A 22,975-nucleotide genomic window follows, 5' to 3' on the forward strand; every position below is an offset into this window, starting at 1 on the left:
TTCTCTCAACTGTTGACTCCAGTCAAAGACTTTGTGCGTTCTCGCACTCGTACCCGCTGTTCGAAGGATTCCCATGGCAACCTCCGCCGCCGTCAAATCGGTTCCCTCCGCCGAGGACCAGCGCCGGCACCGTCGCGTGCTGCAGGCACTGACCGGCCTGCTGCTCGGCATGTTCGTGTCGATGCTCGCGTCGACCGTCGTCTCGACCTCGCTCCCCGTCATCGTCCACGACCTCGGCGGCGACCAGGCCGCGTTCACATGGGTCGTCACGGCGACACTCCTGACCACCGCGATCTCGACGCCGATCTGGGGCAAGCTGGCCGATCTGTTCAACCGCAAGCTGCTCATCCAGATCGCGATCGTGATCTTCGTGCTGGCGACCGCCGCGGCCGGATTCTCACAGGACCCCGGCACGCTGATCGCTTTCCGCGCCGTGCAGGGCATCGGCGCCGGCGGACTGGCGGCGCTCAGCCAGGTCATCATGGCCGACATCATCAGCCCGCGCGAGCGCGGCCGCTACATGGGCCTGTTCGGCGCGGTGATGGCCGTCGCGACCGTCGGCGGCCCGCTCCTGGGCGGCTTCATCACCGACACCATCGACTGGCGCTGGAACTTCTTCATCGCCCTGCCGTTCGCCGTCGCCGCGCTCATCATGATGCAGCGCACGCTGCATCTGCCCGTCCGTCCGAAGCAGAAGGCGCGCATCGACTACTTCGGCATCGTGCTGCTGTCCACGGCGGTCTCGCTGCTGCTCGTCTGGGTCACGAACGCCGGCACGGACTACGACTGGTGGAGCACGCAGACGATCCTCATGGTCGGTGGTGCCCTGCTCGCCGCGGTTGTGTTCGTGATCGTCGAACTGCGCTCGAAGGAGCCGCTCGTCCCCCTCACGATGTTCCGCAACCGCACCTTCACGCTCGCCGTGATCGCGTCGATCTCCATCGGCATCGCGATGTTCGGCACGTCGGTGTTCCTCAGCCAGTACATGCAGATGGCACGCGGCGCGACCCCGACCGAGGCGGGGCTCATGACCATCCCGATGATCGCCGGCCTGCTCATCGCGTCGATCGTGATCGGCGGGCTCGTCACCAGGCACGGACACTGGAAGCCTTACCTCATCGTCGGCGGCGTCCTGCTCATCGCCGGTTCGTATCTGCTGTCGACGATCCACTACGACACGAACTTCGTGCTTGTCTCGCTGTACATGTTCCTGCTCGGTGCGGGCGTCGGCATGACGATGCAGAACCTCGTGCTCATTGTTCAGAACACGGCGAAGCCGACCGAGATCGGTGTCGCGAGCTCGGGCGTGACGTTCTTCCGCAGCCTCGGCGGCACGATCGGCGTGTCCGTGATGGGCGCAGCACTCGCGAGCTCGGCCACCAACCTCGTCGCCGCCCGCACGGACGACATCACCGCGGCAGTCATGTCACTTGGCGAGAAGGGCGCATCGGTCGCCGAGCAGCTGCAGTCCGGCGCCATCCCGAACGTCGCGCAACTGCCCGAGGCCGTCCGCGTCATCTTCGAGGACATCTATGCGCAGGCCATTGCGAACTCGTTCCTCATCGCGGTCCCGCTCGCGGTGATCAGCCTCATCGCGATCGTCTTCCTCCCCAACAACCCGCTCACACGCATGACGACGAGCGAGCGCGTCTCAGCGAGCGAGGCGGACCTCGCGACGGTCTCGACGGCTGAGGGCATGGAGGCGCTCACCGCGACCGGTTCCGAGCCCGCCTCAGCGCCCTCCCCCGCCGCCGCCGAGACCCCCGAGGTCACGCGAGCCACAGGGACGGGATCCTCCCGCTAATGTCGAGCACGATGACCGCCGCCGAGACGACCCGAGAGGCGCGCACCGAGGCGGTGCGCGCGCTCGAGGCCGAGTTCGGCGAGCTGATCAACCGCTTCCGCCGCATCATCACCGAGAACGCCAACAGGGTCAGCCCGGGCATGCTGCCCGGTGCCTACAAGGTGTTCACGACGATCGTGCGGCGCGAGTCGATCACGCTCTCAGCGCTGGCCGAGAGCCTCGTGGCCGACAAGGGGCAGATCAGCCGGACGGTCCGCGAGCTCGAGCAGCTCGGCCTGATCCAGCGCACACCTGACCCCGACGACGGCCGCTCGAGCCTGCTCTCGCCCACGGCCGAGGGGCTGGAGCGTCTGACGGCCGCGCGCGCACCGCAGGAGAACGCGCTCGTCGATGCGCTCGAGGAATGGCCGCTCGACGACATCCGAAACCTGACTCGGCTTCTGCACGCACTCACCGCGGGCGAGGCGCCCGCAGTCTGAGCCCCGCCGCCGGGTGGACAGCAAGAGGTGCCCGCGGCGTGATCGCCGCGGGCACCTCTCGTGCACTGGTCGCGTGCTACTTGTTCGAGAACGCGGCGTCGAACGCCGCGGCCGACGGCTCGTACGTCGACAGCCGGCGCACGAACTCGAGCGCCTCGGGCGCTCCGACGAGGCGGTCCATGCCGGCATCCTCCCACTCGACTGACAGCGGGCCGTCGTAGCCGATCGCGTTGAGCATGCGGAAGGCGTCCTCCCACGGCACATCGCCGTGGCCGGTCGAGATGAAGTCCCAGCCGCGGCGGGGGTCAGCCCACGGCAGGTGCGACGACAGCCGCCCGTTGCGGCCGTTGCCGGTCCGCTTCTTCGTGTCCTTGCAGTGCACGTGGTAGATCCGGTCCTGGAAGTCCCACAGGAACCCGACGGGGTCGAGGTCCTGCCACACCATGTGCGACGGATCCCAGTTGAGGCCGAACGCCTCGCGGTGGCCGATCGCCTCGAGCGTGCGCTTGGTCGTCCAGTAGTCGTAGGCGATCTCGGACGGGTGGACCTCGTGCGCGAAGCGCACACCCACCTCGTCGAACACATCCAGGATCGGGTGGAACCGGTCGGCGAAGTCCCGGTAGCCGGCCTCGACGAACTCGTCGGAGGCGGGCGGGAACATCGCGACGGCCTTCCAGATCGACGACCCGGTGAAGCCGGTCACCGTCTTGACGCCGAGGGCCGCGGCCATCCTCGCCGTGAGCTTGAGCTCCTCGGCTGCGCGCTGGCGCACGCCTTCCGGATCACCGTCGCCCCACACCCGGTCGTTCAGGATGTCGCGGTGCCGCTGGTCGATCGGGTCGTCGCACACTCCCTGTCCGGCGAGGTGGTTCGAGATCGTGAAGACCTTGAGCCCGTTGCGCTCGAGGATGTCGAGCCGGGACTGCACATATGCGTCGTCATCCCAGCGCGACACGTCGAGGTGGTCGCCCCACGAGGCGATCTCGAGTCCGTCGTAACCCCATTCGCCGGCGAGGCGCGCCACCTCCTCGAACGGCAGGTCGGCCCATTGGCCCGTGAACAGAGTGACCGGTCGCGTCATCGCGTTGCACCTTTCATAGAGGGATGCCGGAGCTCAGCCGGCGATGGGGGTCCAGACGCTGCCCGCGGCCGAGCTGCGCTCCACGCTGTCGAGCACGCACTGCACGTGCAGTCCGTCGGCGAACGACGGACGGGGTGCCGAGCCCTCGTCGATGGCGGTGACGAAGTCCCGGACCTGATGTGAGAACCCGTGTTCGTAGCCGAGCATATGCCCGGTCGGCCACCACGGGGCGAGGTAGGGGTGATCGTGCTCGGTGACCAGGATGCGGCGGAATCCGAGCTCCAGTCCGGGCTGCGTGGCGTCGTAGAACTCGAGCTCGTTCATGCGCTCGAGGTCGAATGCGATCGCTCCGGTAGAACCGGCGATCTCGATGCGCAGGGCGTTCTTGCGCCCGGTGCGGAATCGCGTCGCCTCGAACGAGGCGAGCGCGCCCGATTCGAGCCGGCCGGTGAACAGCGCGATGTCGTCGACGGTGACCTCACCGCGCTCGTCGGACGCGGTGCCCGAGAGCCCGACCCCTTCGCCGAGCAGGGGACGCTCCTTGACAAGGGTCTCGATGATGCCCGACACGGAGGTGAGGTGCTGGCCGGTGATGAATTCGGTGAGGTCCACGGCGTGGGCCCCGATGTCGCCGAGCGCGCCGGATCCGGCGTGCTCCTTCTTCAGGCGCCACGTGAGCGGGGCCTCGGCATCCATCAGCCAGTCCTGCAGGTACTCCGCGCGCACCTGGCGGACCTCGCCGATGCGCCCTGCCGCGACCAGATCGCGCGCGAAGGTCGCGGCGGGAACGCGCCGGTAGGTGAAGCCGACCATGGAGCGCACACCGCGCTCGGCGGCAGAGGTCGCCGCCTCGTTCATCGCCTGAGCCTCGGCGACGGTGTTGGCCAGCGGCTTCTCGCACAGGACGTGCTTGCCGGCCTCGAGCGCGGCGATCGCGATCTCGGCGTGCGTGTCGCCGGGAGTGACGATGTCGACGACATCGATGTCGTCCCGGCCCACCACCTCGCGCCAGTCGGTGGCGCTCTCGGTCCAGCCCCACTTGCGGGCGGATGCCTCGATGCCGGCGGCGCTGCGGCCCACGACGACGGCCATCTCCGGCTCTAGCGGGAGGTCGAAGAATCGGGGGGCGACGCGCCACCCCTGGGAATGTGCGGCGCCCATGAAGCCGTGGCCGATCATGGCGACGCGAAGCGTGTCGGTCATCGCGTGTCCTCTCTCTCGGGAGTCAAGGAACGGGGCGCCCGCCGTGCCGGCGGACGCCCCGCTCGTCTTCCAGGTTTACTCGAACGAGAGGTCGATGTACTGGTCGACGTTGTCTTTCGTCACGACCGGGGCGTCGAGGACGATCCGGTTCGGGATGCCAGGGGTGATCAAGTCGCCCATGGTCTTGCCCTGCGCGATCAGGCGTGCAAGCGCGACGCCGTCAGCGGCCTGGGTCGACGGGTAGATGATCGTCGCCTTGAGCACCGAATCGTCGGCCTCGATCGCTTCCATGGCGCTGCGGCTACCGGCGCCGCCGACCATGAAGAACTCGTCGCGGCCCGCGGAGTCGATCGCCGCGAGGACGCCGATGCCCTGGTCGTCGTCGTGGTTCCAGATGGCGTCGATCTGCGGGTTGGCGGCCAGCAGCTGGGAGGCCGCGGACTCACCGCCGGCGACGGTGAAGTCGGCGGCCACGCGGGCCGAGACCTCCAGGCCGCAGTCCTCGAGTGCGTCGGCGAAGCCCTGCGAGCGGTCCTGCGTCAGCGGCAGCGAGTCGATGCCGGCGATCTCGGCGACGACCGCGTCCGAGTTGCCGTCGAGCTGCTCGCAGATGTACGTGCCGGCGCTGACGCCCATGCCGTAGTTGTCGCCGAGCACGGTCGCGCGGGCGGCGAACGGGCTCGAGAACTCGCGGTCGACGTTGATGACCGGGATGCCGGCCTCCATCGCTTCGATGGCGATCTCGGTCAGAGCCGCACCGTCCGAGGGCAGCAGCACGATCGCGTCGACGCCCTCGTTGATGAAGGTCTCGACGGCCGCGATCTGCGCGATCGCGTCGTTGGTGCCCTCGGCGACACGCAGCTCGACGTCGTCGAAGCTGTCGGCAGCAGCCTGTGCCCCCGAGTTGATGGCGCCGAGCCAGCCGTGGTCGGCCGCGGGGCCCGAGAAGCCGATGACGACCGTGTCGCCCGACTCCGCGTTCTCCTCGGTCGTGGTGCCCTGGTCGACGACGTCGCCTTCGTCGGCGCCTCCGCCCGTACATCCGGCGAGAAGTCCGATGGCGGCGACGACGGCGGTGCCGGTGAGCACCAGTCGCGTGCGCGCCTTCAGGTGTGAGCGCATTGTTTCCTCCTTGAAATGTGATGCAGCTGTGACAACGCGCCGTCCCAGGACAGGGATGCTGTATGCCGGCACTCGAGGTCCACGCTGACGGGACCACCGTAGCAGAAGTGATGCGGCATCCGTCATCTTTTGTTTTTCCTCCGGCATAAGTCCGATCGGGCCGACGTCTCCGCCAGCTGAGTCTCCTCGCAGCTTCCTTAGGCGGCCAATCGCGTCCGCCGAGGGCACGATGGGATGCTCGGCGCACACGCCTCAGGCGTGTTATGTTCGTCGCGTGATCAAAGTTGACCATCCATCGGCATTACTCGACGTCCGAGGTGTGACGAAGTCCTTCGCGGGCGTCCACGCCTTGCGCGGAGTCGACCTGCAGGTGCTTCCCGGCGAGGTCCATTGCGTCCTGGGCCAGAACGGCGCCGGCAAGTCGACGTTGATCAAGACCCTCGCAGGAGTCCACCGCCCCGACAGCGGCGAGATCTCGTGGCTCGGCGAGCCGGTCGAGATCCCGACGCCCGAGGCGGCGATCGAACTGGGCATCGCGACCATGTATCAGGAGCTCGACGTCGTCGACGGGCTCACGATCGCCGAGAACATCTTCCTCGGCCATGAAGTCGCGCGCGGAGGATTCACCAAGCGATCCGAGGCGGCCAGGCAGACTCGCGAGCTGCTGCGCCGGCTGGGCCACGAAGGCCTGTCCCCGCACGCCGAGGTGGGGTCGCTCAGCGCCGCGAACAAGCAGATCGTGAGCATGGCGCGCGCGCTCTCGCACGACATCAAGCTCATCATCATGGACGAGCCGTCTGCGGTGCTCGACGGCGAAGAGGTCAAGAACCTCTTCCATGTGGTGCGCGAGCTGACTTCGGCGGGCATCGCCGTGATCTACATCACCCACCGCCTGGAGGAGATCCGCCAGATCGGCGACCGGATCACCGTCCTCAAGGACGGCCGCTCGATGGCCAGCGGCCTGTCGGTCGCGGACACGCCCACACCGGATCTGATCCGTCTGATGACCGGGCGGTCCGTCGAGAACGTGTTCCCTCCTGCCGTGCCGGTGCCCGGCGACGCCCCCGCTGTCCTGGAGGTCGAAGGTCTTTCGGTGGCGGGCGTGTTCGAGGACGTCTCGTTCTCTGTACGCGCGGGTGAGGTCATCGGCCTTGCCGGCCTCGTCGGTTCCGGTCGTTCCGAGATCCTCGAGACGGTGTACGGCGCGCGGCGCTCCACCAGCGGCTCGGTGAAGGTCGCAGGCAAGAAACTGCGCCGCGGCTCCGTCGTCCACGCCGTCGCCGCCGGAATCGGATTGTCACCCGAGGAGCGCAAGAGTCAGGGCCTCGTCCTGGACGAGCCCATCTACGTCAACGTCACGCTGTCGTCGATGTCCCGGTTCGCCAAGGCCGGCTTCCTCAACGAGCGCGCCGAGCGCAAGATCACCAGCGAGCAGATCGACGCCCTCGAGCTGCGTCCCGCCGACCCGGACCGCCCTGCCATGACGCTCTCGGGCGGCAACCAGCAGAAGATCCTCCTGGCCCGCTGGCTGGTCCACGGGACGCGCGTACTCCTCCTCGATGAACCCACCCGCGGCGTGGACGTCGGCGCCCGCGCCGAGATCTACGCCCTGATCCGCCGACTGGCGGCTGCGGGTAACGCCGTGGTCATCGTCTCCAGCGAGATCGAAGAAGTGCTCGGCCTGGCAGACACCGTCCTCGTCGTCTCCGACGGCCGCGTGCTTCGCACTCTTCCCGCGTCCCAGATCGATGAGCACGGTGTGCTCGATCTCGTCATGAAAGGAACCGCCGCGTGAGCGAGCAGACCACCGGGACCGCAGGGGTCCCCACCGCCGGCGAGGCGCCGTCGCCCACCGGCCCGGCGCCAGCGAACGGCTCCGGCAAGTCCGGATTCCAGCGCTTCATGTCCGGCTCCGTCGGTAGAAACCTCGGTCTCGTCGTCGCACTTCTGGTGCTCGTGGTCGTCGGCGCCGTCACCGCGCCCGACACGTTCACGAGCGTGAGCAACATTCTGACGATTCTCCGCCAGGCATCGATCATCGGCGTCATCTCCATCGGGATGACCCTGGTCATCATCGCGGGCGGGATCGACCTGTCCGTCGGGTCCGTCATGGGGCTGGCGTCGGTCGTTGCGGCTCTCGCGGCCATTCAGGACCTGGCCGACCAGCTGCACTGGATCGTCATGGTCGTCATCGCGCTCGCGGTCGGCATCGGCGCAGGCCTGATCAACGGCATCGTCATCGCGTACGGCAAGGTGGTGGCGTTCATGGCCACGCTCGCGATGCTGGTCGCGGCGCGCGGTCTCGCCGAGATCCTCGCCAACCGTCGAACGCTTCAGGTCGGCGATCGCGACTTCATCACCTTCATGAACCTCGACATCATCGGCGTCGACATGCTCATCTGGATCTTCGCGATCGTCGCCGCGCTCGGCTGGGTGATCCTGAACCGCACCACCTTCGGACGGCGCACGGTCGCCATCGGCGGCAATCGTGAGGCCGCACGTCTCGCCGGCATCAACGTCAAGCGCCACACGATGTGGCTGTACGCGATCTCGGGCCTGTGCGCCGGTATCGCCGGCGTGATGATCCTCGGCCGCACCACGGCCGGCAGCTCGACCAACGGCACGCTGTACGAGCTCGACGCGATTGCGGCGGTCGTCGTCGGCGGCACACTGCTGATCGGAGGCCGAGGCACGATCACGGGCACGGTCTTCGGCGTGCTGATCTTCGCGACGCTCACGAACGTGTTCGTGCAGAACAACCTCAGCTCGTCGGTCCAGGCGGTCGTCAAGGGCGTCATCATCGTCGTGGCCGTGCTGCTGCAGCAGCGGTTCGCGAAGCCCACGGGTCGCGAGACATGATCGGATGCCGCGGCCCGGTCGAGCGGACCCCTGCATGGTTCGCCCGGCCGGGCTGCGGCCCGTTGTCAGCCGTTCCCGCGAACGTCGGCGTCCTGCGCCGCGGCAATCCTGAGATGTGACGAATATGGGCAGCGAAACGACGACGAACGCGACCGGCGTGAGCCAGTTGTTCCAGCTCCTGCGAGACGGGGTGCCGCGCACCCGCGCGGAACTGGCCAAGTCCACCGGTCTCGCGCGATCGACGATCGCCGCCCGCGTCGACGAGCTCATGCGCATGGGTCTGATCACACCGGTCGCCGAGGCGGTGTCGACGGGCGGTCGCCCGCCCTCGCAGTTCGCACTGAACCCGGCGGCGAAGGTCGTGATCGCAGCCGACATCGGCGCCTCGCACGCGACGGTCGCCGTCACCGACCTGACCGGGAGCGTGCTCGCGGAGCATTCCGAATCGCTCGACGTCGCTCTCGGCCCCGTCCCCGTGCTCTCGTGGCTCGTCGAAGGGGCGACGACGCTGCTCGAGCGGGTGGGACGCGACCACTCCCACGTCGCCGCCATAGGGATCGGCGTCCCGGGGCCTGTCGAGCACTCGACCGGCCAGCCGGTCAATCCGCCGATCATGCCCGGTTGGGATCGGTTCGACATCCCCGGGTGGCTCCACCAGCATCTCGAGGTGCCGGTGCTCGTCGACAACGACGTGAACATCATGGCGCTCGGCGAGCGCTCCGTCGCGTGGCCCGGAGTAGAGCACCTCATGTTCGTCAAGATCGCCACCGGCATCGGCGCGGGCCTGATCTCGGGTTCGGCGCTGCAGCGCGGGGCGCAGGGCGTCGCCGGCGACATCGGACACGTGCAGGTCGCCCGCGGCGCCGGCGTGCCCTGCCGCTGCGGCAACCGAGGCTGCCTCGAGGCGCTCGCCTCCGGCCCGGCGATCGCCCGGAGCCTGCGCGAGCACGGCGTCGAGGCGCAGACCGGGTCGGACGTCATCGACCTCGTCAAGCGCGGCAACATCGAGGCGATCCAGGCTGTCCGGCAAGCGGGCCGCGACATCGGCGAGGTGCTCACCACGTGTGTGAGCCTGGTCAACCCGTCGGTGATCACGATCGGCGGGTCCATGGCCCGCGTCGGCGAACACCTCATCGCCGGCGTTCGCGAGGTCGTGTACACCCGATCGACGCCCCTGGCGACCGAGCACCTGGCCATCGTGCAGTCGGTCACCGCCGAGCGCGCCGCCATCCTCGGCGCCAGCATGCTGGCCGTGGAGCATGCCCTCTCGCCCGAGGCGCTGGCAGTCGGATTCGCCTGACCTTCGCCACGCTTCGCCCAGTGGTAGCAGCGACGTAACACCGGCGAGACATTCGCGCGGTTGACTGGCTTCACCACGACCTGTGCTGTCGCCGACGACACGCACGCGGAAGGAGCACCCCAATGAGATTCCGACCGCTGCGATCGGCCCCCGCTCCGGTGACCGATGACGGTGCCGTGACCGATCCGCCGGATCGGATGCGTGCCATGGTCGTGGAGACCCCGGGTGACGCGGAGGCGCTGCGCGCGGCATCCGTCCCCGTCCCCTCCCCCGTGATGAGTGAACTGCTCGTGCGCGTCATCGCCGCCGGCGTGAACCCGATCGATGCCAAGACCCGCGGCGGTCGCGGCGTGTGGGGCGGTGTCGACCACCGGCCGGCGGTGCTCGGCTACGACTTCAGCGGCGTGGTGGTCAAGAGTCCGTACGAGGCGCACCCGCTCGCCCCGGGCACGCCCGTCTTCGGCATGGCGCCGTTCCCGCGGTCGGGTGGAACGTACGCGGAGTACACCGTGGTGCCCTCACTGTCCGTCGCCCGCAAGCCGCAGGCGCTGTCGCACGTCGAGGCCGCAGGCGTTCCCCTGGCCGCACTGACCGCGTGGGGCCTCGTGGTCGAGACGGCACACGCCCACGAAGGTCAGCGCATCCTCATCCACGCGGGCAGTGGCGGCGTCGGGCACTTCGCCGTGCAATTCGCCGCCTACTTCGGCGCCCACGTGACGGCGACGGCATCGGGCCGCAACGCGGCGTGGCTGCGCGAGCTCGGCGCGGCCGTCGTGATCGACTACACCACCACGCGCTTCGACGAAGTGGTCGCCGAGGTCGACGTCGTGATCGATCTGGTCGGCAACGTGGACGGCGATACCGGCACCCGGTCCCTGAGGGTGCTGCGGCCCGGCGGCCTGTACATCGTCGTGCCCACCGGATCCTGGCCGGGCTACGCCGAGGCGGCGGCCGCAGTCGGCGCGCGGGCGACGTCGTTCAAGGTCACCCCGGACGGCGGCGCACTGGCGACGATCGCACGTCTGCTGGACTCGGGCTCCGTACAGGTCTACGTCGACGCGGTCTTCGACCTCTCCGACGTCGCCGCCGCGCACCGCCGGATCGAGGAGGGCCACACTCGCGGCAAGCTCGTGCTGCGGGTGAGCGACGACTGATCCTCTACACGGGCGCGAGGATGCGGCGGCCCTCCGCGACGATCTCGTCCGCGATCGCGTCGAGCAACGGCGAGCGCAGGTTCCACTGCTGCCAGTGGAGTGCGACGTCCACCGGTGCCCCGCCGAGCAGCACGAGTTCGCCGCGTTCGGTCGCGTCCGCCGACTGAAGCCGGGGCAGCAAGGCCCACCCCAGGCCGAGCCGGACGGCGGTGGCGAAGTCGTTGGATGCCGGCACGTAGTGCCGTGGCGGCCGCTCCGGGTCCACGCCCTCCCCCACCAGCCATGTCTTCTGCAAGTCATCGCGCCGGTCGAAGTCCACCAGCGGCGCTTCGGCGAGAGCGGCGGCGCGGTCCCCTCGCAGCCAGTGATCGACGTAAGCGGGCGTCGCGACAGCCTCGTACCTCATCGCCCCCAGCGTGGCGACACGGCATCCCGCCACCGGCGCAGAGCGCGAGGTCACGGCACCCATGACCGTACCCGACTCGAGCAGTCCGGCGGTGAAATCCTGATCGTCGCGATGCAGGTCGAACACGACAGGATGCTGCTGCGACAGCCGTGCGAGAGGTGCGAGGAACCACGTCGCGAGGGAATCGGCGTTCACCGCGAGTGGCACGCTCGTGCGCGATTGGTCTGCGGGATCGGCGCCGAGCTCGGCGAGTGTGTCGTGTTCGAGGAGCGCGGCCTGACGCGCCAGGCGGATGATCGCACGGCCGGCGTCCGTCGCCCGCACGGGTTTGGAGCGCACCAGCACGAGGCGGCCGAGCTGCTCCTCGAGGGACTTGATGCGCTGACTCACCGCCGAAGGCGTGACGTGCAGACGCCGGGCGGCGGCATCCAGCGTGCCCTCATCGACGACGGCCGCGACTGTTTCTGTCAGCTCGAACGAGATCTTCATCAGTTCGGCTAATGCTACTGAAGAATCATGAGCTGGACTACAGCCACCGTGATCCGTAGCGTCGAGACGTGCCCACCTCCGTGCTCGCCGGCCTCGGCCTCGGCTTCTCGCTGATCATCGCGATCGGCGCTCAGAACCTCTTCGTCCTGCGGCAGGGTCTGCGTCGTGAGCACGTGTTCGCCGTCGCGGCGATCTGCGCGGCATCCGATGCGGTCCTCATCCTGCTGGGTGTCTCGGGCATCGGACTGGTTCTGCAGGCGGTGCCGTGGCTCGTCGACGTGGTGCGCTGGGCGGGCGCGATCTTCCTCGTCGCCTACGGCGTGCTGGCTGCCCGACGCGCCTGGCGGCCGACCGGCGAGGCCTTGACCGCGGACGGCATCCCGGGCGCCACCGGCGACGAGGCTGCCGGGCGGCTCGAGGCCACGGACGATCGGGGCGGCAGCATCCGCACCGCCGCACCTGCGGCGATCCGGACCCGACTCCTCCCCGTCGTGCTCACGTGCCTCGCGTTGACGTGGCTCAACCCGCACGTCTACCTCGACACGGTGTTCCTGCTCGGCTCGATCGCCAACACGCACGGCGACATGCGCTGGCTGTTCGCCGTCGGAGCGATGGTCTCGAGCGTCGTCTGGTTCTTCGGGCTCGCCTACGGAGCCCGACTGCTGGGACGGTGGCTCTCCACCCCGCGAGCCTGGCGGATTCTCGATGCCGTCATCGCGGTCGTCATGGTCGGGCTCGGCATCTCGCTCGTGCTGCCGCACTGAGCGTTCGCCGCGCCGGCGCTCGCCGCACCGTTGTGGCGCCTGTCAGCTCTTGCGCAGCGACGGATCCTGGATCTCGGCGACGCGCGCCGATACGATCGCGCGGATGGTGTCGTCGGCCAACGGCCGGTCGGGCTGGAAGCGGATCGTCCCCTTGTCGTGATCGAACGCCGCGCGTGCGTCTTCGGGCAGACCGTCGGCGACGACCTCGGGCACGCGACCGCTGAACGGGTAGACCCCGATGTGCTTCCTCGTGCGCATGACGGCGAGGAGCGCCTTGCCGCGATACATCAGGGCCGGCATGCCGTAACTCGTCCCCTGCTCTAGGTCGGGCGCAGTCGCGCGCGCGACGTCGAAGACGTGCGAGATCGGCTCGCGGTCGGCTGGGGCGAGGCTCTCGAGGTAGTCGTCGACGGTTCCCATCCCGGCATCCTTGCACCCCGCCCTCGCGGGCGATACCCCGGGCACGGCACGATGGAGGTATGCGGCGGGTCCACGTGGTGGTGCAGGGCGAGGTGCAGGGCGTCGGCTTTCGCTACACGATGCGCATGGTCGCCCGCGAAGCCGGCGTGGTCGGCTGGGTGCGCAACCGGCGCGACGGGAGCGTCGAGGCCGAGATCGAGGGCGAGTCCGGCCGGGTCGACGAGGTGCTCGCGTGGATGGCCGAGGGACCGCCCGGGTCGCGCGTCGAGTCCGCGACAGTGTCTGATGCGGCACCCGCCGGAGGAAGCGGCTTCGAGGTGCTCCCGACAGCGTAACCCGGTGGCGCGATGCTCCGCGCGGGCCGCGTCAGCCGGGAAGGCCGGCGGCGAGCTCGGCGAAGACGTCGGCGGCATCGTCGCGGGTCGCGAGGCCCGCCGCCTGACCGGCCCACAGCGACACGAGCTCGCCGTCGCCGCGGCGTCCGGCCTCGGCGCGGAACTGGCCCGTGAGCCAGTTCTGGGCGGGGAACGGCGCAATGACGCCGCCTGTCTCGATCCTCCGCATCGCTCGATTCGGGATGCCGCGCGCCAGTCGCCCGCTCATCGCCCGTGTGAGCACGGTGCCGGTGTCGGGCGCCTCCGCGATCGCCCGGCGGTGCGCCTCCGTCGCGGCCGACTGGCGGGTCCGCAGGAACGCGGTGCCGACCTGCACGCCGACGGCCCCGAGCGCGAACGCGGCAGCGACGCCACGCCGGTCGGCGATGCCCCCCGCCGCGATCACGGGCAGGTCGACGGCATCGACCACCTGTGGCACGAGCGCCAACGTGCCGACGAGCGAATCCTCGGGCGAGGCGAGGAACGACACCCGATGACCCGCGGCCTCCGCGCCGCTCGCGACGACGGCATCCGCTCCGCTCTCTGCCAGCGCCACCGCCTCGGCGACCGTCGTCGCGGTGCCGATGATCCGGATGCCGCGGCTGTGCGCCGCCGCCACGACTCGCTCGGACGGCACACCGTAGACAACGCTGAGCACGGCCGGCGCCGCGTCCATGATGGCGGTCAGCTGCGCGTCGATGTCGGGGACGAACTCGGCCGGCGGGCTCGGGTGCGGCAGGCCCAGTTCGTCGAACAGTGGCGCGAGCGCCTCGATCACAGGCGCGAGGTCGACGTCCGCCGGCGTGACCTCGTCGCCGGTCGGCAGCCAGACGTTCACCGCGAACGGGCGGTCGGTCGCCGAGCGCAGCGCTGCGATCGTGTCGCTGATCCGGTCGGCGGAGTACCCGTAGAGACCGTACGACCCGAGCCCGCCGGCACTGCTCACCGCCGCCGTCAGCTCGACCGACGACAGTCCACCGAAGGGGCCGAGCACGATCGGCGCGTCGATTCCGAACAGGTCCGTGAGTGTCGCCGCCATGACTCCGACGCTACTCCCGAACTCGCTGACGCCGCCGTCGTGTGACGCCGTCGCGCCTCGCGAACGACGAAGCCCCGCCGCTCGGGGAGCGGCGGGGCTTCGTGCGAGAGCGAACTCAGGCGATCGCGTTGACGTCCAGCGGGATGCCGGGGCCGAACGTGGTCGACACGGCGCCCTTCTGGATGTAACGGCCCTTCGAGCTCGACGGCTTCAGCCGCACGATCTCTTCGAGGGCGGCCTTGATGTTCTCGTCGAGCTGCTCGGCCGAGAACGACGCCTTGCCGACGACGAAGTGCACGTTGGCGTGCTTGTCGACGCGGAACTCGATCTTTCCGCCCTTGATCTCCTCCACGGCCTTGGCCGGGTTGGGGGTCACGGTGCCGGTCTTGGGGTTGGGCATGAGGCCACGGGGACCCAGCACCTTACCCAGGCGACCGACCTGGCCCATCAGCTCGGGCGTCGAGACGGCCGCGTCGAACGCGGTCCAGCCACCGGCGACGCGCTCGATGAGCTCGGCGCCGCCGACCTCGTCGGCGCCTGCGGCGATCGCGGCCTCAGCGGCCGGACCCGTCGCGAACACGATGACGCGGGCGGTCTTGCCCGTGCCGTGCGGAAGGATGACGGTGCCGCGCACCATCTGGTCGGCCTTGCGGGGGTCGACGGCGAGCTTCAGCGCGACCTCGACGGTCGAGTCGAACTTCGCCGAACCGGTCTGCTTCGCCAGCGCGACGGCCTCGGTGGGGGTGTAGAACTTGTCCGCCTCGATCTTGGCGGCAGCGGCCTGGAAGGCCTTGGACTTGGTTGCCATGATTCCTATCCCCCTCAGTCCTCGACCGTGATGCCCATGGAACGGGCGGTGCCGGCGATGATCTTCGAGGCGGCCTCGATGTCGTTCGCGTTCAGGTCGGGCTGCTTCGTCTCGGCGATCTGGCGCACCTGCTCCTTGGTGAGCTTGCCCACCTTGGTCGTGTGCGGGGTCTGCGAGCCCTTCTGCACGCCGGCGGCCTTCTTGATGAGCTCGGCGGCGGGCGGGGTCTTCAGGATGAAGGTGAAGCTGCGGTCCTCGTAGACAGTGATCTCCACGGGGATGACGTTGCCGCGCTGCGACTCGGTCGCGGCGTTGTACGCCTTGCAGAACTCCATGATGTTGACGCCATGCTGACCGAGCGCGGGCCCGATCGGCGGCGCCGGGTTGGCGGCACCGGCATTGATCTGAAGCTTGATCAGGCCGGTCACCTTCTTCTTCGGTGCCATTCTTGTTTTCCTTTCGTGCGAACCGGATGCCGGGGCATCCTGTTCTCCCGCAGTTCCGGCCTTTCCAGACCGCGGTGGTCGTTGGGCGCTCTCGCGCTACAGCTTGGTGACCTGGTCGAACGACAGCTCGACCGGGGTCTCGCGCTCGAAGAGGGAGACGAGCACGGTGAGCTTGCCGCTCTCGGGCTTGATCTCGCTGATCGTGCCGGGAAGACCCGCGAACGAGCCTTCCTTGATCGTGATGGTCTCGCCGACCTCGAAGTCGACCTCGGCGGGGATGGCGCGGGCCGTGGCGGCCTGGCCCTTCTTGACCGCACCGCCCTTGGTCGTGGCGACCTCCTTGACCTCGACGAGGCTCTTCAGCATGTTGAAGGCCTCTTCGAAGCGCAGCGGGGTCGGGTTGTGCGCGTTGCCCACGAAGCCGGTGACGCCCGGCGTGTGGCGCACGACCGACCAGGTGTCTTCGTTGAGCTCCATGCGAACGAGCACGTAGCCGGGGATCCGGACGCGCGTGACCATCTTGCGCTGCCCGTTCTTGATCTCGACGACGTCCTCCATCGGGACCTCGATCTGGTAGATCTCCTCCTCGACCTCGAGCGTCGACTTGCGCTGCTCGATGTTGGCCTTGACCTTGCGCTCGAAGCCGGCGTAGGAGTGGATGACGTACCACTTGCCCGGGAGGCTGCGCAGCTCGGCGCGGAACGCCTCGTACGGGTCCTCATCTTCGTCATCCTCGTCGTCGGACTCGTCCGAGTCGGACTCGTCCAAGTCCGATGCCTCGTCCTCGTCGCCGTTCACGTCGGGACCGTCGTACGGGGCGATCTCGTCGGCGGCCTCGGCCTCGAGGTCCGCGACCTCCTCCGCGATGGAGTCGTTGATCACTTCGGCGGCGGCCTCGGTCTCGGCCGCCTCGTCCAGGTTCAGTGCGTCGTTCACGATCGCGTCGGCCTCCGGGTCGTCGATGTCGATGTCGTCCGTGTCGGCGTCGCCTTCGTCGTTGTCGTCCACGATGTGGATCGCGACGTGCTCGGCCGCCTCGACCGACCGCTCTTCAGCGGCCAGCACATTGCCCTCCTGGGCTTCGTCGTCCTCCGAGGACTGCTCGGCGGCGGTCGCCCAATCGGCGTCGTCGACATATCTTTCAGTCACGTGAATTCTCTTCCGTTCCATCCGCGCTCGGACCCGCGGTCCGTCCGCGACGCGCTCCTCGATGCACTCAGGGACCGCTCGGCGATCAGGCGCCCGGCACTCCGAAGACGTACGACGTGAGCCACACGAACAGCACGTCCAGGCCGTAGACGACCGCCATCATCACGACGACGAATCCGAGCACCACCGCCGTGTACTTCAGCAGCTCCTGGCGCGTCGGAGTGACGACCTTGCGGAGCTCGGCGAAGACCTGGCGAATGAACAGGGCGATGCGCGCGAAGACGTTCGGCTTCTTCTCGCGGGGAGCGGTCGTTCCGTTAGCGGGGACGACCTCGCCCTTCGGCTCGTCCTGAACCATCGATGCCACCTGATTACCTTCCGTGAGTCGACGTGGGCCGACACACTGTGTTGTCAACCACCGGCATGTCGCCGGCGTTGCGCTGACGCGCAGGGCGGACAGGAATCGAACCTGCAACCTGCGGTTTTGGAGACCGCTGCTCTGCCAATTGAGCTACCGCCCTAGAGACCCGGAGGTCTCGGGAAGCCCGCACTCTTCCCCTTCACCTGAGCGAGAGGGGCCTACCCGAACGACGGGCACGGCGAAAGAATGCAGACTTCAACTGCACGATCCAGTGTACGGCATGCCCGCAGACCCCGCGAACTGGGCCGCCCGCTCGGACCGCCTCGCGCAGATCGCCCCGAGCCGTCGCAAACGGCCGCCGCGCGCGAGCGCGAGCGGCCATTCGCGACGGTTCGGCATGGAGTGAACACGCTACTGCGCGATACGGATGAGCTTCTTGTTCACGAACTCGTCGGCCGCGAGCAGACCCATCTCGCGCGAGGTGCCGGAGCGCTTCACACCGCCGAACGGCAGCCCGGGCTCGTCGGCCAGCACCACGTTGACGTAGACCATGCCGGCGTCGATCTTGTCGGCGACGCGCGCAGCCTGCTCCTCGTCGGTGGTGAAGACGTAAGAGCCCAGGCCGTAACTGGTGTCGTTCGCGAGCCTCACGGCCTCGTCTTCATCGGCGACCTTGTAGACCACCCCCACCGGCCCGAAGAACTCCTCGCGATATGCATCCATATCGGGTGTCACGCCGGTGAGGACCGTGCCGGGATAGTAGGCGCCGTCACGAGTGCCGCCGGTGACCAGCTTCGCCCCTTGCGCAACCGCGTTGTCGACCTGCTCAGAGAGCCGCTCCGCGGCCGTCAGCGATGACAGCGGCCCGAGCACGGTGTCTTCGGCGAACGGGTCGCCGACCTTCGCCTCGCTCATCTTCGCGGTGAACTTGTCGAGGAACGCGTCGTACAGGTCGTCGACGACGATGAAGCGCTTCGCGGCATTGCAGGACTGGCCGGTGTTGTCCAGGCGGGCATCGACCGCCGCCTGCACGGCGGCATCGAGATCGTCCGTGGACAGCAGGATGAACGGGTCCGAGCCGCCCAGCTCGAGCGCCACCTTCTTGAGGTTGCGTCCGGCGATCTCGGCCACAGCGGCACCGGCGCGCTCCGACCCGGTCACCGACACGCCCTGCACCCTGCGGTCGGCGATCACGGATGCCGCCTGATCGTTCGTGGCGTAGATGTTCGTGTACACGCCCGCCAGCCCGGCGTCCGCGTACATCTTCTCGATGGCCGCCGCCGACTCAGGGCACTGGGGCGCGTGCTTGAGCAGGATGCTGTTGCCGATGACGATGTTGGGCGCGGCGAAGCGGGCGACCTGGTAGTAGGGGAAGTTCCAGGGCATGATCCCCAGGAGCACTCCCAGCGGCGAACGGCGGATGACCGCGGTGCCCTCGCCGTCGATGTCGATCGGCTGGTCGCCGGTGATCTTCTCCGCGTGCTCCGCGTAGTACTCGGTGATGTCGGCGGCGAAGTCCACCTCGCCGAGCGCCGCCTCCAGCGGCTTGCCCATCTCGCGCACGATGATCGCGGCGAGCTCGTCGCGACGCTCGCGGTGCAGCTCGGCGACCTTGCGGATGCGTGCGGCCCGCTCGGCGACCGGCACATCGCGCCACGTGCGGAAGGCGGCATCCGCTCCGGCGATCACGCCCTCGAGCGCGTCGTCGGCGATGGTCGGGTACGTGGCCAGGGTCTCGCCCGTTGCGGGGTTGACGACGGCGTAGTCGCTCATGGTGTTGTCTCCGATCGGGGGTGGGTGTTCACGGTCTGCCGCTCAGCCAGTCTGCTCCTCAGGAGCGCCGGCGTCGAAGGCTTTCGGGGGCGTCCATACCGAGTGTCTCGCCGCGGAAGAACGCCGGACGCTTGATCGCCTGCCAGATCATGATCACCACGCCGACGAGGATCACGGTCACCCCGAGGATGAACACGAGTCCGATGCCGCCGATGCTCGACCCACTGCCGTAGGCGGGGTCCATCGAATCGATCAAGGTGGTCACGAAGAGCACGGCGAGGATGGCGCCGCCGACGAGGGGACTCAGGAACGTGAGCAGGAACGAGCGCACCGAGTCGAACCACTGCTTGCGGAAGTACCAGACGCATGCGAACGCGGTGAGGCCGTAGTAGAAGCAGATCATCATGCCGAGCGAGATGATCGTGTCGGTGAGCACGTTCTCGCTGATCAGCCGCATCACCGCGTAGAACACCGAAGCCACGACCGCCGCCACGACCGTGGCGTAGCCGGGCGTGAAGAATCGGGGACTCACCGACGCGAACTTCGGCGGCAGCGCTCCGTAGTGGCCCATCGCAAGAAGCGTCCGTGCCGGGCCGACCGCTGTGGACTGCAGGGACGCGGCCGAGCTGGACAGCACCGCGAGCGATACCAGGAACGCCAGCGGCCCCAGCACGGGATCGGAGAGCGCGAAGAACACGTTTGCCGAGATGTCTTCGTTGCCCAGGCCGTACTCGCCCGTGCCGACGCCGGCGAACATGATGAGCCCGATCGAGATCATGAGGTACAGGCACACGATCAGCGCGATCGTCACCGTCGCGGCGCGGCCCGGGGTCTTCTCGGGGTTCTTGGTCTCCTCGTTCATCGTGAGGACGACGTCCCAGCCCCAGAAGATGAAGATCGACAGCGACAGGCCCGCCGCGAAGGACGAGAACGAATCCACCGCGAAGGGGTTCAGCCACGCCCAGTCGAAAGCGGTCGGCTCGATCGCCTCACCGTTCACGGCCTTGACGATCGCCGTCACCGAGAACAGCACGAGCACGATCACCTGGAATCCCACGAGCACGTACTGGAACTTCTGGGTCGTCTGCATGTCGCGATACGACACGAGCGTCGCGCCCAGCATGAACAGCAGGCACACCGCGACGTTGATGAAGGGGTTGAACGCCAGGTCGGCGATCTCGGGCTGCCGCGTGAGCTGGGCGATGAGCAGGAAGAGGAACTCGACCGCGATACCGGCGAGATTGGAGAGCACGATGACGGTCGCCGCGACGAGGCCCCACCCCGTCATCCAGCCGATCCAGGGTCCGAACGCGCGCACGCCCCAGGTGAAGGATGTGCCGGAGTCGGGCATCGCGCGGTTGAGCTCGCGGTAGCCGAGCGCGACGAGCAGCATCGGGATGAACCCGACGAGGATGATCGCCGGCACCTGCACGCCCACAGCCGACACCGTCGGACCCAGGGATGCCGTGAGCGTGTACGCGGGCGCGATGGTCGAGATGCCGATCACCACGGCGCCGATCATGCCGACGGTCCCGGCGCTCAGTCCCTTCTTCGACAGTTCACCGGCGTGGCTGCCGGTGTCGGTGGCGATCGACGTCGCCGCACTCTGAGGAGCGCTCATGCGCGCCCTCCTTCCGTGTTCGCAGTTGCGGCCGCGTGATCGCGCGTGCGGGGCACGACGACCATCGGGACCGGCAGCTCGTGCAGCATCTTCGCCGCTGTCGAGCCGAGGAAGAGCCGCCGCGGCTGTGCCAGGCGGCTGGATCCCACCACAGCGAGCTCACCCGGTTCCCAGCCGAGATGGGCGACCGCGTCCTCGATGCTGTCGCCGCGCGCGACGACGACCTCCGCCTGGATGCCGTCCGGCAGCGCGTCGAGCGCCCTCGTGAGCACATCGTCGGCATGAGCGGCGCCGGCGATGCGGATCACGCCGGTGTCGACGCTCGCGGGCAGGTCGACCGAGACGAGCGACAGCAGGCGCAGCTCGGCGCCGGTGGCCACGGCGAGCGCGATGCTCTCCTGCAGCAGCGCGTCGGCGCCGGGGCGTGTGCCGACAGCCGCGGTGACGCGGGTCACCCCGGTGGCCGTGGTCCGGCGAGAGCCCTCGGGTGCGAGGACGACGGGGACGTCGGACGAGTGCAGCAGCTCGTTCGCGACGGTGCCCAGGCGGTGCCGGCCGCGCAGCCCCCCGTTGGCGGCCCCGACGACGATGTGCGACGCGCCCAGCTCGTCGGCGAGCGCGATCAGCCCCTCCGCGAACGAGTCGGCGAACCGGATGTGAAGAGTGCGAGCCGTGGCATCCGGAATCCCCTTCGCGGCATCCGCCAGCCACGACTGCGCCTGCTGCTGCAGGTAGCGGTCGTAGCTCGCATCGGGCGGGGTGATCACGCTGCGCTGGTCCGAGGGGAGCACCACGACGAGGTCGACGGCGGATCCGGATGCCGCGGCCAGGCGAGCGCCGACGGCCACGGCATCGGCGCCCGCGTCGGTCGCGGTGTAGCCGACGACGATGCGGCCGGTCATCGGTGGGCTGCTTCCACGATGTTGGCAGCCACGAGGCGGCCCATGCGGATGGCGCCGTCGACGTGCTGGTAGCCGGCGCCCGCCATGTCGCTGCACGCGAAGTGGATCGGGCCGACGGGCGTGCGCAGGTCGGCGCCGTAGCGGGCGAGCCCGCCGAGGTCGAAGCTCGCAGCGTACGCACCGCGCGTCCACTCTTCGGCGCCCCAGTCGCTCTCGAAGTACACAAGCGGGTTGAGCGCCTCGGGGCCGTAGTAGTGAGACAGCGACTCGAGGATGCGCGCCTTGCGCTCCTCGGCCGACACGCGGAACAGGTCGTCGGCGTCGCGGTCCGACACGAACCCGACGAGGGTGCCCCTCTCGTCGCCGTGGTTGGTGTTGTCATAGGCCTCGTGCGAGATCTCGTACGGGCTGAAGGCGGTGCCCGACAGACCCTGCTCGCGCCAGAACGGCCGGTCGTAGACGGCGTGCACCTTGATCACGAAGCCCATCGAGATGTGCTGGTGCATCTGCTGCTTCAGGCGCGGCAGGGCCGGTGTGAAGTCGATCCACGGGTACAGGATCGGCGCGTGCGCGAGGATCGCGAAGCGCGCACGGACGGTCAGGCCGCCGTCGGTGAGCACCGTCACGCCGTCTTCGCTCCACCGGATCGTGTGCACCGGCTGCTCGAGCATCACGTCGTCGCCCAGGCGCTCGGCCAGCAGCAGCGGAACCTGCTGCAAGCCACCGACCACGCGCTCGTCGAGGATGTAATCCGCGTCGACCAGATGCGTGAAGCTGCCCGCGCTCGCAGCCATCAGCAGCGCCTGCAGAGCCGAGAACGCGTACGCGGGCTTGGTGAGCATCGCGCCGGCGATGAAGAGGGCGATGTTGTCACGCGCCTCCTGGTCTTCGGTCTGCTCCTCGAGCCACGCCTCGAACGAGATGCGGTCGAGCGCCTCCGCGTCCGGGTGCTCCCACGGCTTGTCGGGGTCGACCCGGGCGACCATGTCGTCCAGCACGTCGATGAGCCGCACGATCTCCTGCTCGGTCTCGGGCGCGACCGGGAAGATCTCGCCGGTGAACCGCCGGCGCTCGCCGTCGCGGCCGATATAGACGGAGTCGCCCTCGCGGTAGCGGCGGTAGGTCTCGAGCCCGAGCTCGGAGATCGTCTCTTTGAGCGCCTCCTGGTCGGGCGAGACCCACTGGCCGCCGATCTCGAGCATGGCGCCGTCGACGACGTCGGTCCACAGCCGTCCGCCGACGCGGTCACGCGCCTCGAGAACGACGACCGACAGTCCCGCCTTCTTCAGCTCGTTGGCCGCGGTCGTGCCGGCGGCGCCTGCACCGACGATGACGACGTCACGGGTGATCTCCGCCAATTTCAACTCCTTCGGTGATGCGCGTGCCCGCTCATGCGGGACTGTGCAGATCATGTGCTCTCG

22 protein-coding genes and 1 tRNA gene are annotated in these 22,975 nt (G+C 68.7%); 8 read left to right on the top strand and 15 right to left on the bottom strand.

The annotated features are described in order from the left end of the window. Positions 1–73: 73 nt before the first annotated feature. Together ACLKM7_RS03250 and ACLKM7_RS03255 are read left to right on the top strand one after the other, a co-directional pair. Positions 74–1,804, top strand: a complete 1,731-nt coding sequence (locus tag ACLKM7_RS03250; protein ID WP_436445646.1) for an MDR family MFS transporter — start codon at positions 74–76, stop codon at positions 1,802–1,804. Further along, the gene (locus ACLKM7_RS03255; RefSeq protein WP_436445648.1) at positions 1,804–2,283 is read left to right on the top strand and encodes a MarR family winged helix-turn-helix transcriptional regulator; all 480 of its coding nucleotides are present in this window, start codon (positions 1,804–1,806) and stop codon (positions 2,281–2,283) included. The genes ACLKM7_RS03250 and ACLKM7_RS03255 overlap by 1 nt, the downstream gene beginning before the upstream one ends. Before the next feature lie 76 nt (positions 2,284–2,359). On the opposite strand, the gene ACLKM7_RS03260 is transcribed toward ACLKM7_RS03255, so the two are convergent. The 3 genes from ACLKM7_RS03260 to ACLKM7_RS03270 form a co-directional block, all read right to left on the bottom strand. Further along, positions 2,360–3,364, bottom strand: coding sequence for a sugar phosphate isomerase/epimerase family protein (locus ACLKM7_RS03260; protein ID WP_436445650.1), 1,005 nt, complete (start codon positions 3,362–3,364; stop codon positions 2,360–2,362). Between the two features lie 33 nt (positions 3,365–3,397). After that, positions 3,398–4,567: a Gfo/Idh/MocA family protein gene (locus ACLKM7_RS03265; protein WP_436445652.1), complete on the bottom strand. Its 1,170-nt coding sequence runs from the start codon at positions 4,565–4,567 to the stop codon at positions 3,398–3,400. A gap of 75 nt (positions 4,568–4,642) precedes the next feature. Then, positions 4,643–5,689 (bottom strand): substrate-binding domain-containing protein, encoded by a 1,047-nt coding sequence (locus tag ACLKM7_RS03270; RefSeq protein WP_436445654.1) that lies wholly within the window; start codon positions 5,687–5,689, stop codon positions 4,643–4,645. A 319-nt stretch (positions 5,690–6,008) separates the two neighbouring features. On the opposite strand from ACLKM7_RS03270, the gene ACLKM7_RS03275 reads away from it, so the two are divergent. The 4 genes from ACLKM7_RS03275 to ACLKM7_RS03290 all read left to right on the top strand — a co-directional run bounded on the left by ACLKM7_RS03275 (position 6,009) and on the right by ACLKM7_RS03290 (position 11,002). Continuing rightward, positions 6,009–7,484, top strand: a complete 1,476-nt coding sequence (locus tag ACLKM7_RS03275) for a sugar ABC transporter ATP-binding protein (protein ID WP_436445781.1) — start codon at positions 6,009–6,011, stop codon at positions 7,482–7,484. Further along, on the top strand, positions 7,481–8,548 hold the full coding sequence (locus ACLKM7_RS03280) for an ABC transporter permease (RefSeq protein WP_436445656.1): 1,068 nt from the start codon (positions 7,481–7,483) through the stop codon (positions 8,546–8,548). Before ACLKM7_RS03275 ends, ACLKM7_RS03280 begins: the two co-directional genes overlap by 4 nt. Before the next feature lie 124 nt (positions 8,549–8,672). Then, entirely contained in the window at positions 8,673–9,848 is a 1,176-nt protein-coding gene (locus ACLKM7_RS03285; RefSeq protein WP_436445658.1) for an ROK family transcriptional regulator, read from the top strand. A 122-nt stretch (positions 9,849–9,970) separates the two neighbouring features. Continuing rightward, positions 9,971–11,002 (top strand): NADP-dependent oxidoreductase, encoded by a 1,032-nt coding sequence (locus ACLKM7_RS03290; protein ID WP_436445660.1) that lies wholly within the window; start codon positions 9,971–9,973, stop codon positions 11,000–11,002. Between the two features lie 4 nt (positions 11,003–11,006). On the opposite strand, the gene ACLKM7_RS03295 is transcribed toward ACLKM7_RS03290, so the two are convergent. After that, positions 11,007–11,897, bottom strand: a complete 891-nt coding sequence (locus ACLKM7_RS03295; protein WP_436445662.1) for a LysR family transcriptional regulator ArgP — start codon at positions 11,895–11,897, stop codon at positions 11,007–11,009. A 68-nt stretch (positions 11,898–11,965) separates the two neighbouring features. Between ACLKM7_RS03295 and ACLKM7_RS03300 the strand changes: the two genes are divergently transcribed. Beyond that, a complete protein-coding gene (locus ACLKM7_RS03300; protein WP_436445664.1) occupies positions 11,966–12,661 on the top strand; it encodes a LysE/ArgO family amino acid transporter in 696 nt (231 codons plus the stop codon). Between the two features lie 42 nt (positions 12,662–12,703). On the opposite strand, the gene ACLKM7_RS03305 is transcribed toward ACLKM7_RS03300, so the two are convergent. Then, positions 12,704–13,081 carry an iron chaperone gene (locus tag ACLKM7_RS03305; RefSeq protein WP_436445666.1) on the bottom strand — a complete coding sequence of 126 codons (378 nt, stop codon included), beginning with the start codon at positions 13,079–13,081 and terminating at the stop codon, positions 12,704–12,706. Between the two features lie 59 nt (positions 13,082–13,140). On the opposite strand from ACLKM7_RS03305, the gene ACLKM7_RS03310 reads away from it, so the two are divergent. Further along, positions 13,141–13,416, top strand: coding sequence for an acylphosphatase (locus tag ACLKM7_RS03310; RefSeq protein WP_436445668.1), 276 nt, complete (start codon positions 13,141–13,143; stop codon positions 13,414–13,416). A gap of 31 nt (positions 13,417–13,447) precedes the next feature. On the opposite strand, the gene ACLKM7_RS03315 is transcribed toward ACLKM7_RS03310, so the two are convergent. From ACLKM7_RS03315 to ACLKM7_RS03360, 10 genes are all read right to left on the bottom strand, one after another. Continuing rightward, complete coding sequence (locus tag ACLKM7_RS03315) at positions 13,448–14,494, bottom strand: NAD(P)H-dependent flavin oxidoreductase (RefSeq protein WP_436445670.1); 1,047 nt, start codon at positions 14,492–14,494, stop codon at positions 13,448–13,450. Positions 14,495–14,609: 115 nt separating this feature from the next. Further along, positions 14,610–15,302, bottom strand: a complete 693-nt coding sequence (rplA, locus tag ACLKM7_RS03320; RefSeq protein WP_168911400.1) for a 50S ribosomal protein L1 — start codon at positions 15,300–15,302, stop codon at positions 14,610–14,612. 14 nt (positions 15,303–15,316) lie between these two features. Continuing rightward, positions 15,317–15,748, bottom strand: coding sequence for a 50S ribosomal protein L11 (rplK, locus tag ACLKM7_RS03325; RefSeq protein ID WP_168911401.1), 432 nt, complete (start codon positions 15,746–15,748; stop codon positions 15,317–15,319). Between the two features lie 96 nt (positions 15,749–15,844). Next, the gene (nusG, locus tag ACLKM7_RS03330; protein ID WP_436445673.1) at positions 15,845–16,897 is read right to left on the bottom strand and encodes a transcription termination/antitermination protein NusG; all 1,053 of its coding nucleotides are present in this window, start codon (positions 16,895–16,897) and stop codon (positions 15,845–15,847) included. An 85-nt stretch (positions 16,898–16,982) separates the two neighbouring features. Further along, the gene (gene secE, locus ACLKM7_RS03335) at positions 16,983–17,255 is read right to left on the bottom strand and encodes a preprotein translocase subunit SecE (RefSeq protein WP_436445675.1); all 273 of its coding nucleotides are present in this window, start codon (positions 17,253–17,255) and stop codon (positions 16,983–16,985) included. Between the two features lie 90 nt (positions 17,256–17,345). Then, positions 17,346–17,418 (bottom strand) — tRNA-Trp (locus tag ACLKM7_RS03340). A gap of 251 nt (positions 17,419–17,669) precedes the next feature. Next, the gene (locus ACLKM7_RS03345; RefSeq protein ID WP_436445677.1) at positions 17,670–19,031 is read right to left on the bottom strand and encodes an NAD-dependent succinate-semialdehyde dehydrogenase; all 1,362 of its coding nucleotides are present in this window, start codon (positions 19,029–19,031) and stop codon (positions 17,670–17,672) included. A gap of 58 nt (positions 19,032–19,089) precedes the next feature. Further along, positions 19,090–20,652 carry an APC family permease gene (locus ACLKM7_RS03350; protein ID WP_436445679.1) on the bottom strand — a complete coding sequence of 521 codons (1,563 nt, stop codon included), beginning with the start codon at positions 20,650–20,652 and terminating at the stop codon, positions 19,090–19,092. After that, positions 20,649–21,554: a universal stress protein gene (locus ACLKM7_RS03355; RefSeq protein WP_436445682.1), complete on the bottom strand. Its 906-nt coding sequence runs from the start codon at positions 21,552–21,554 to the stop codon at positions 20,649–20,651. Before ACLKM7_RS03355 ends, ACLKM7_RS03350 begins: the two co-directional genes overlap by 4 nt. Then, positions 21,551–22,912, bottom strand: coding sequence for a flavin monoamine oxidase family protein (locus ACLKM7_RS03360; RefSeq protein WP_436445684.1), 1,362 nt, complete (start codon positions 22,910–22,912; stop codon positions 21,551–21,553). The genes ACLKM7_RS03355 and ACLKM7_RS03360 overlap by 4 nt, the downstream gene beginning before the upstream one ends. Positions 22,913–22,975: the final 63 nt, after the last annotated feature.

Source organism: Microbacterium sp. I2 (genome assembly GCF_051364985.1).
Lineage (GTDB): Bacteria > Actinomycetota > Actinomycetes > Actinomycetales > Microbacteriaceae > Microbacterium.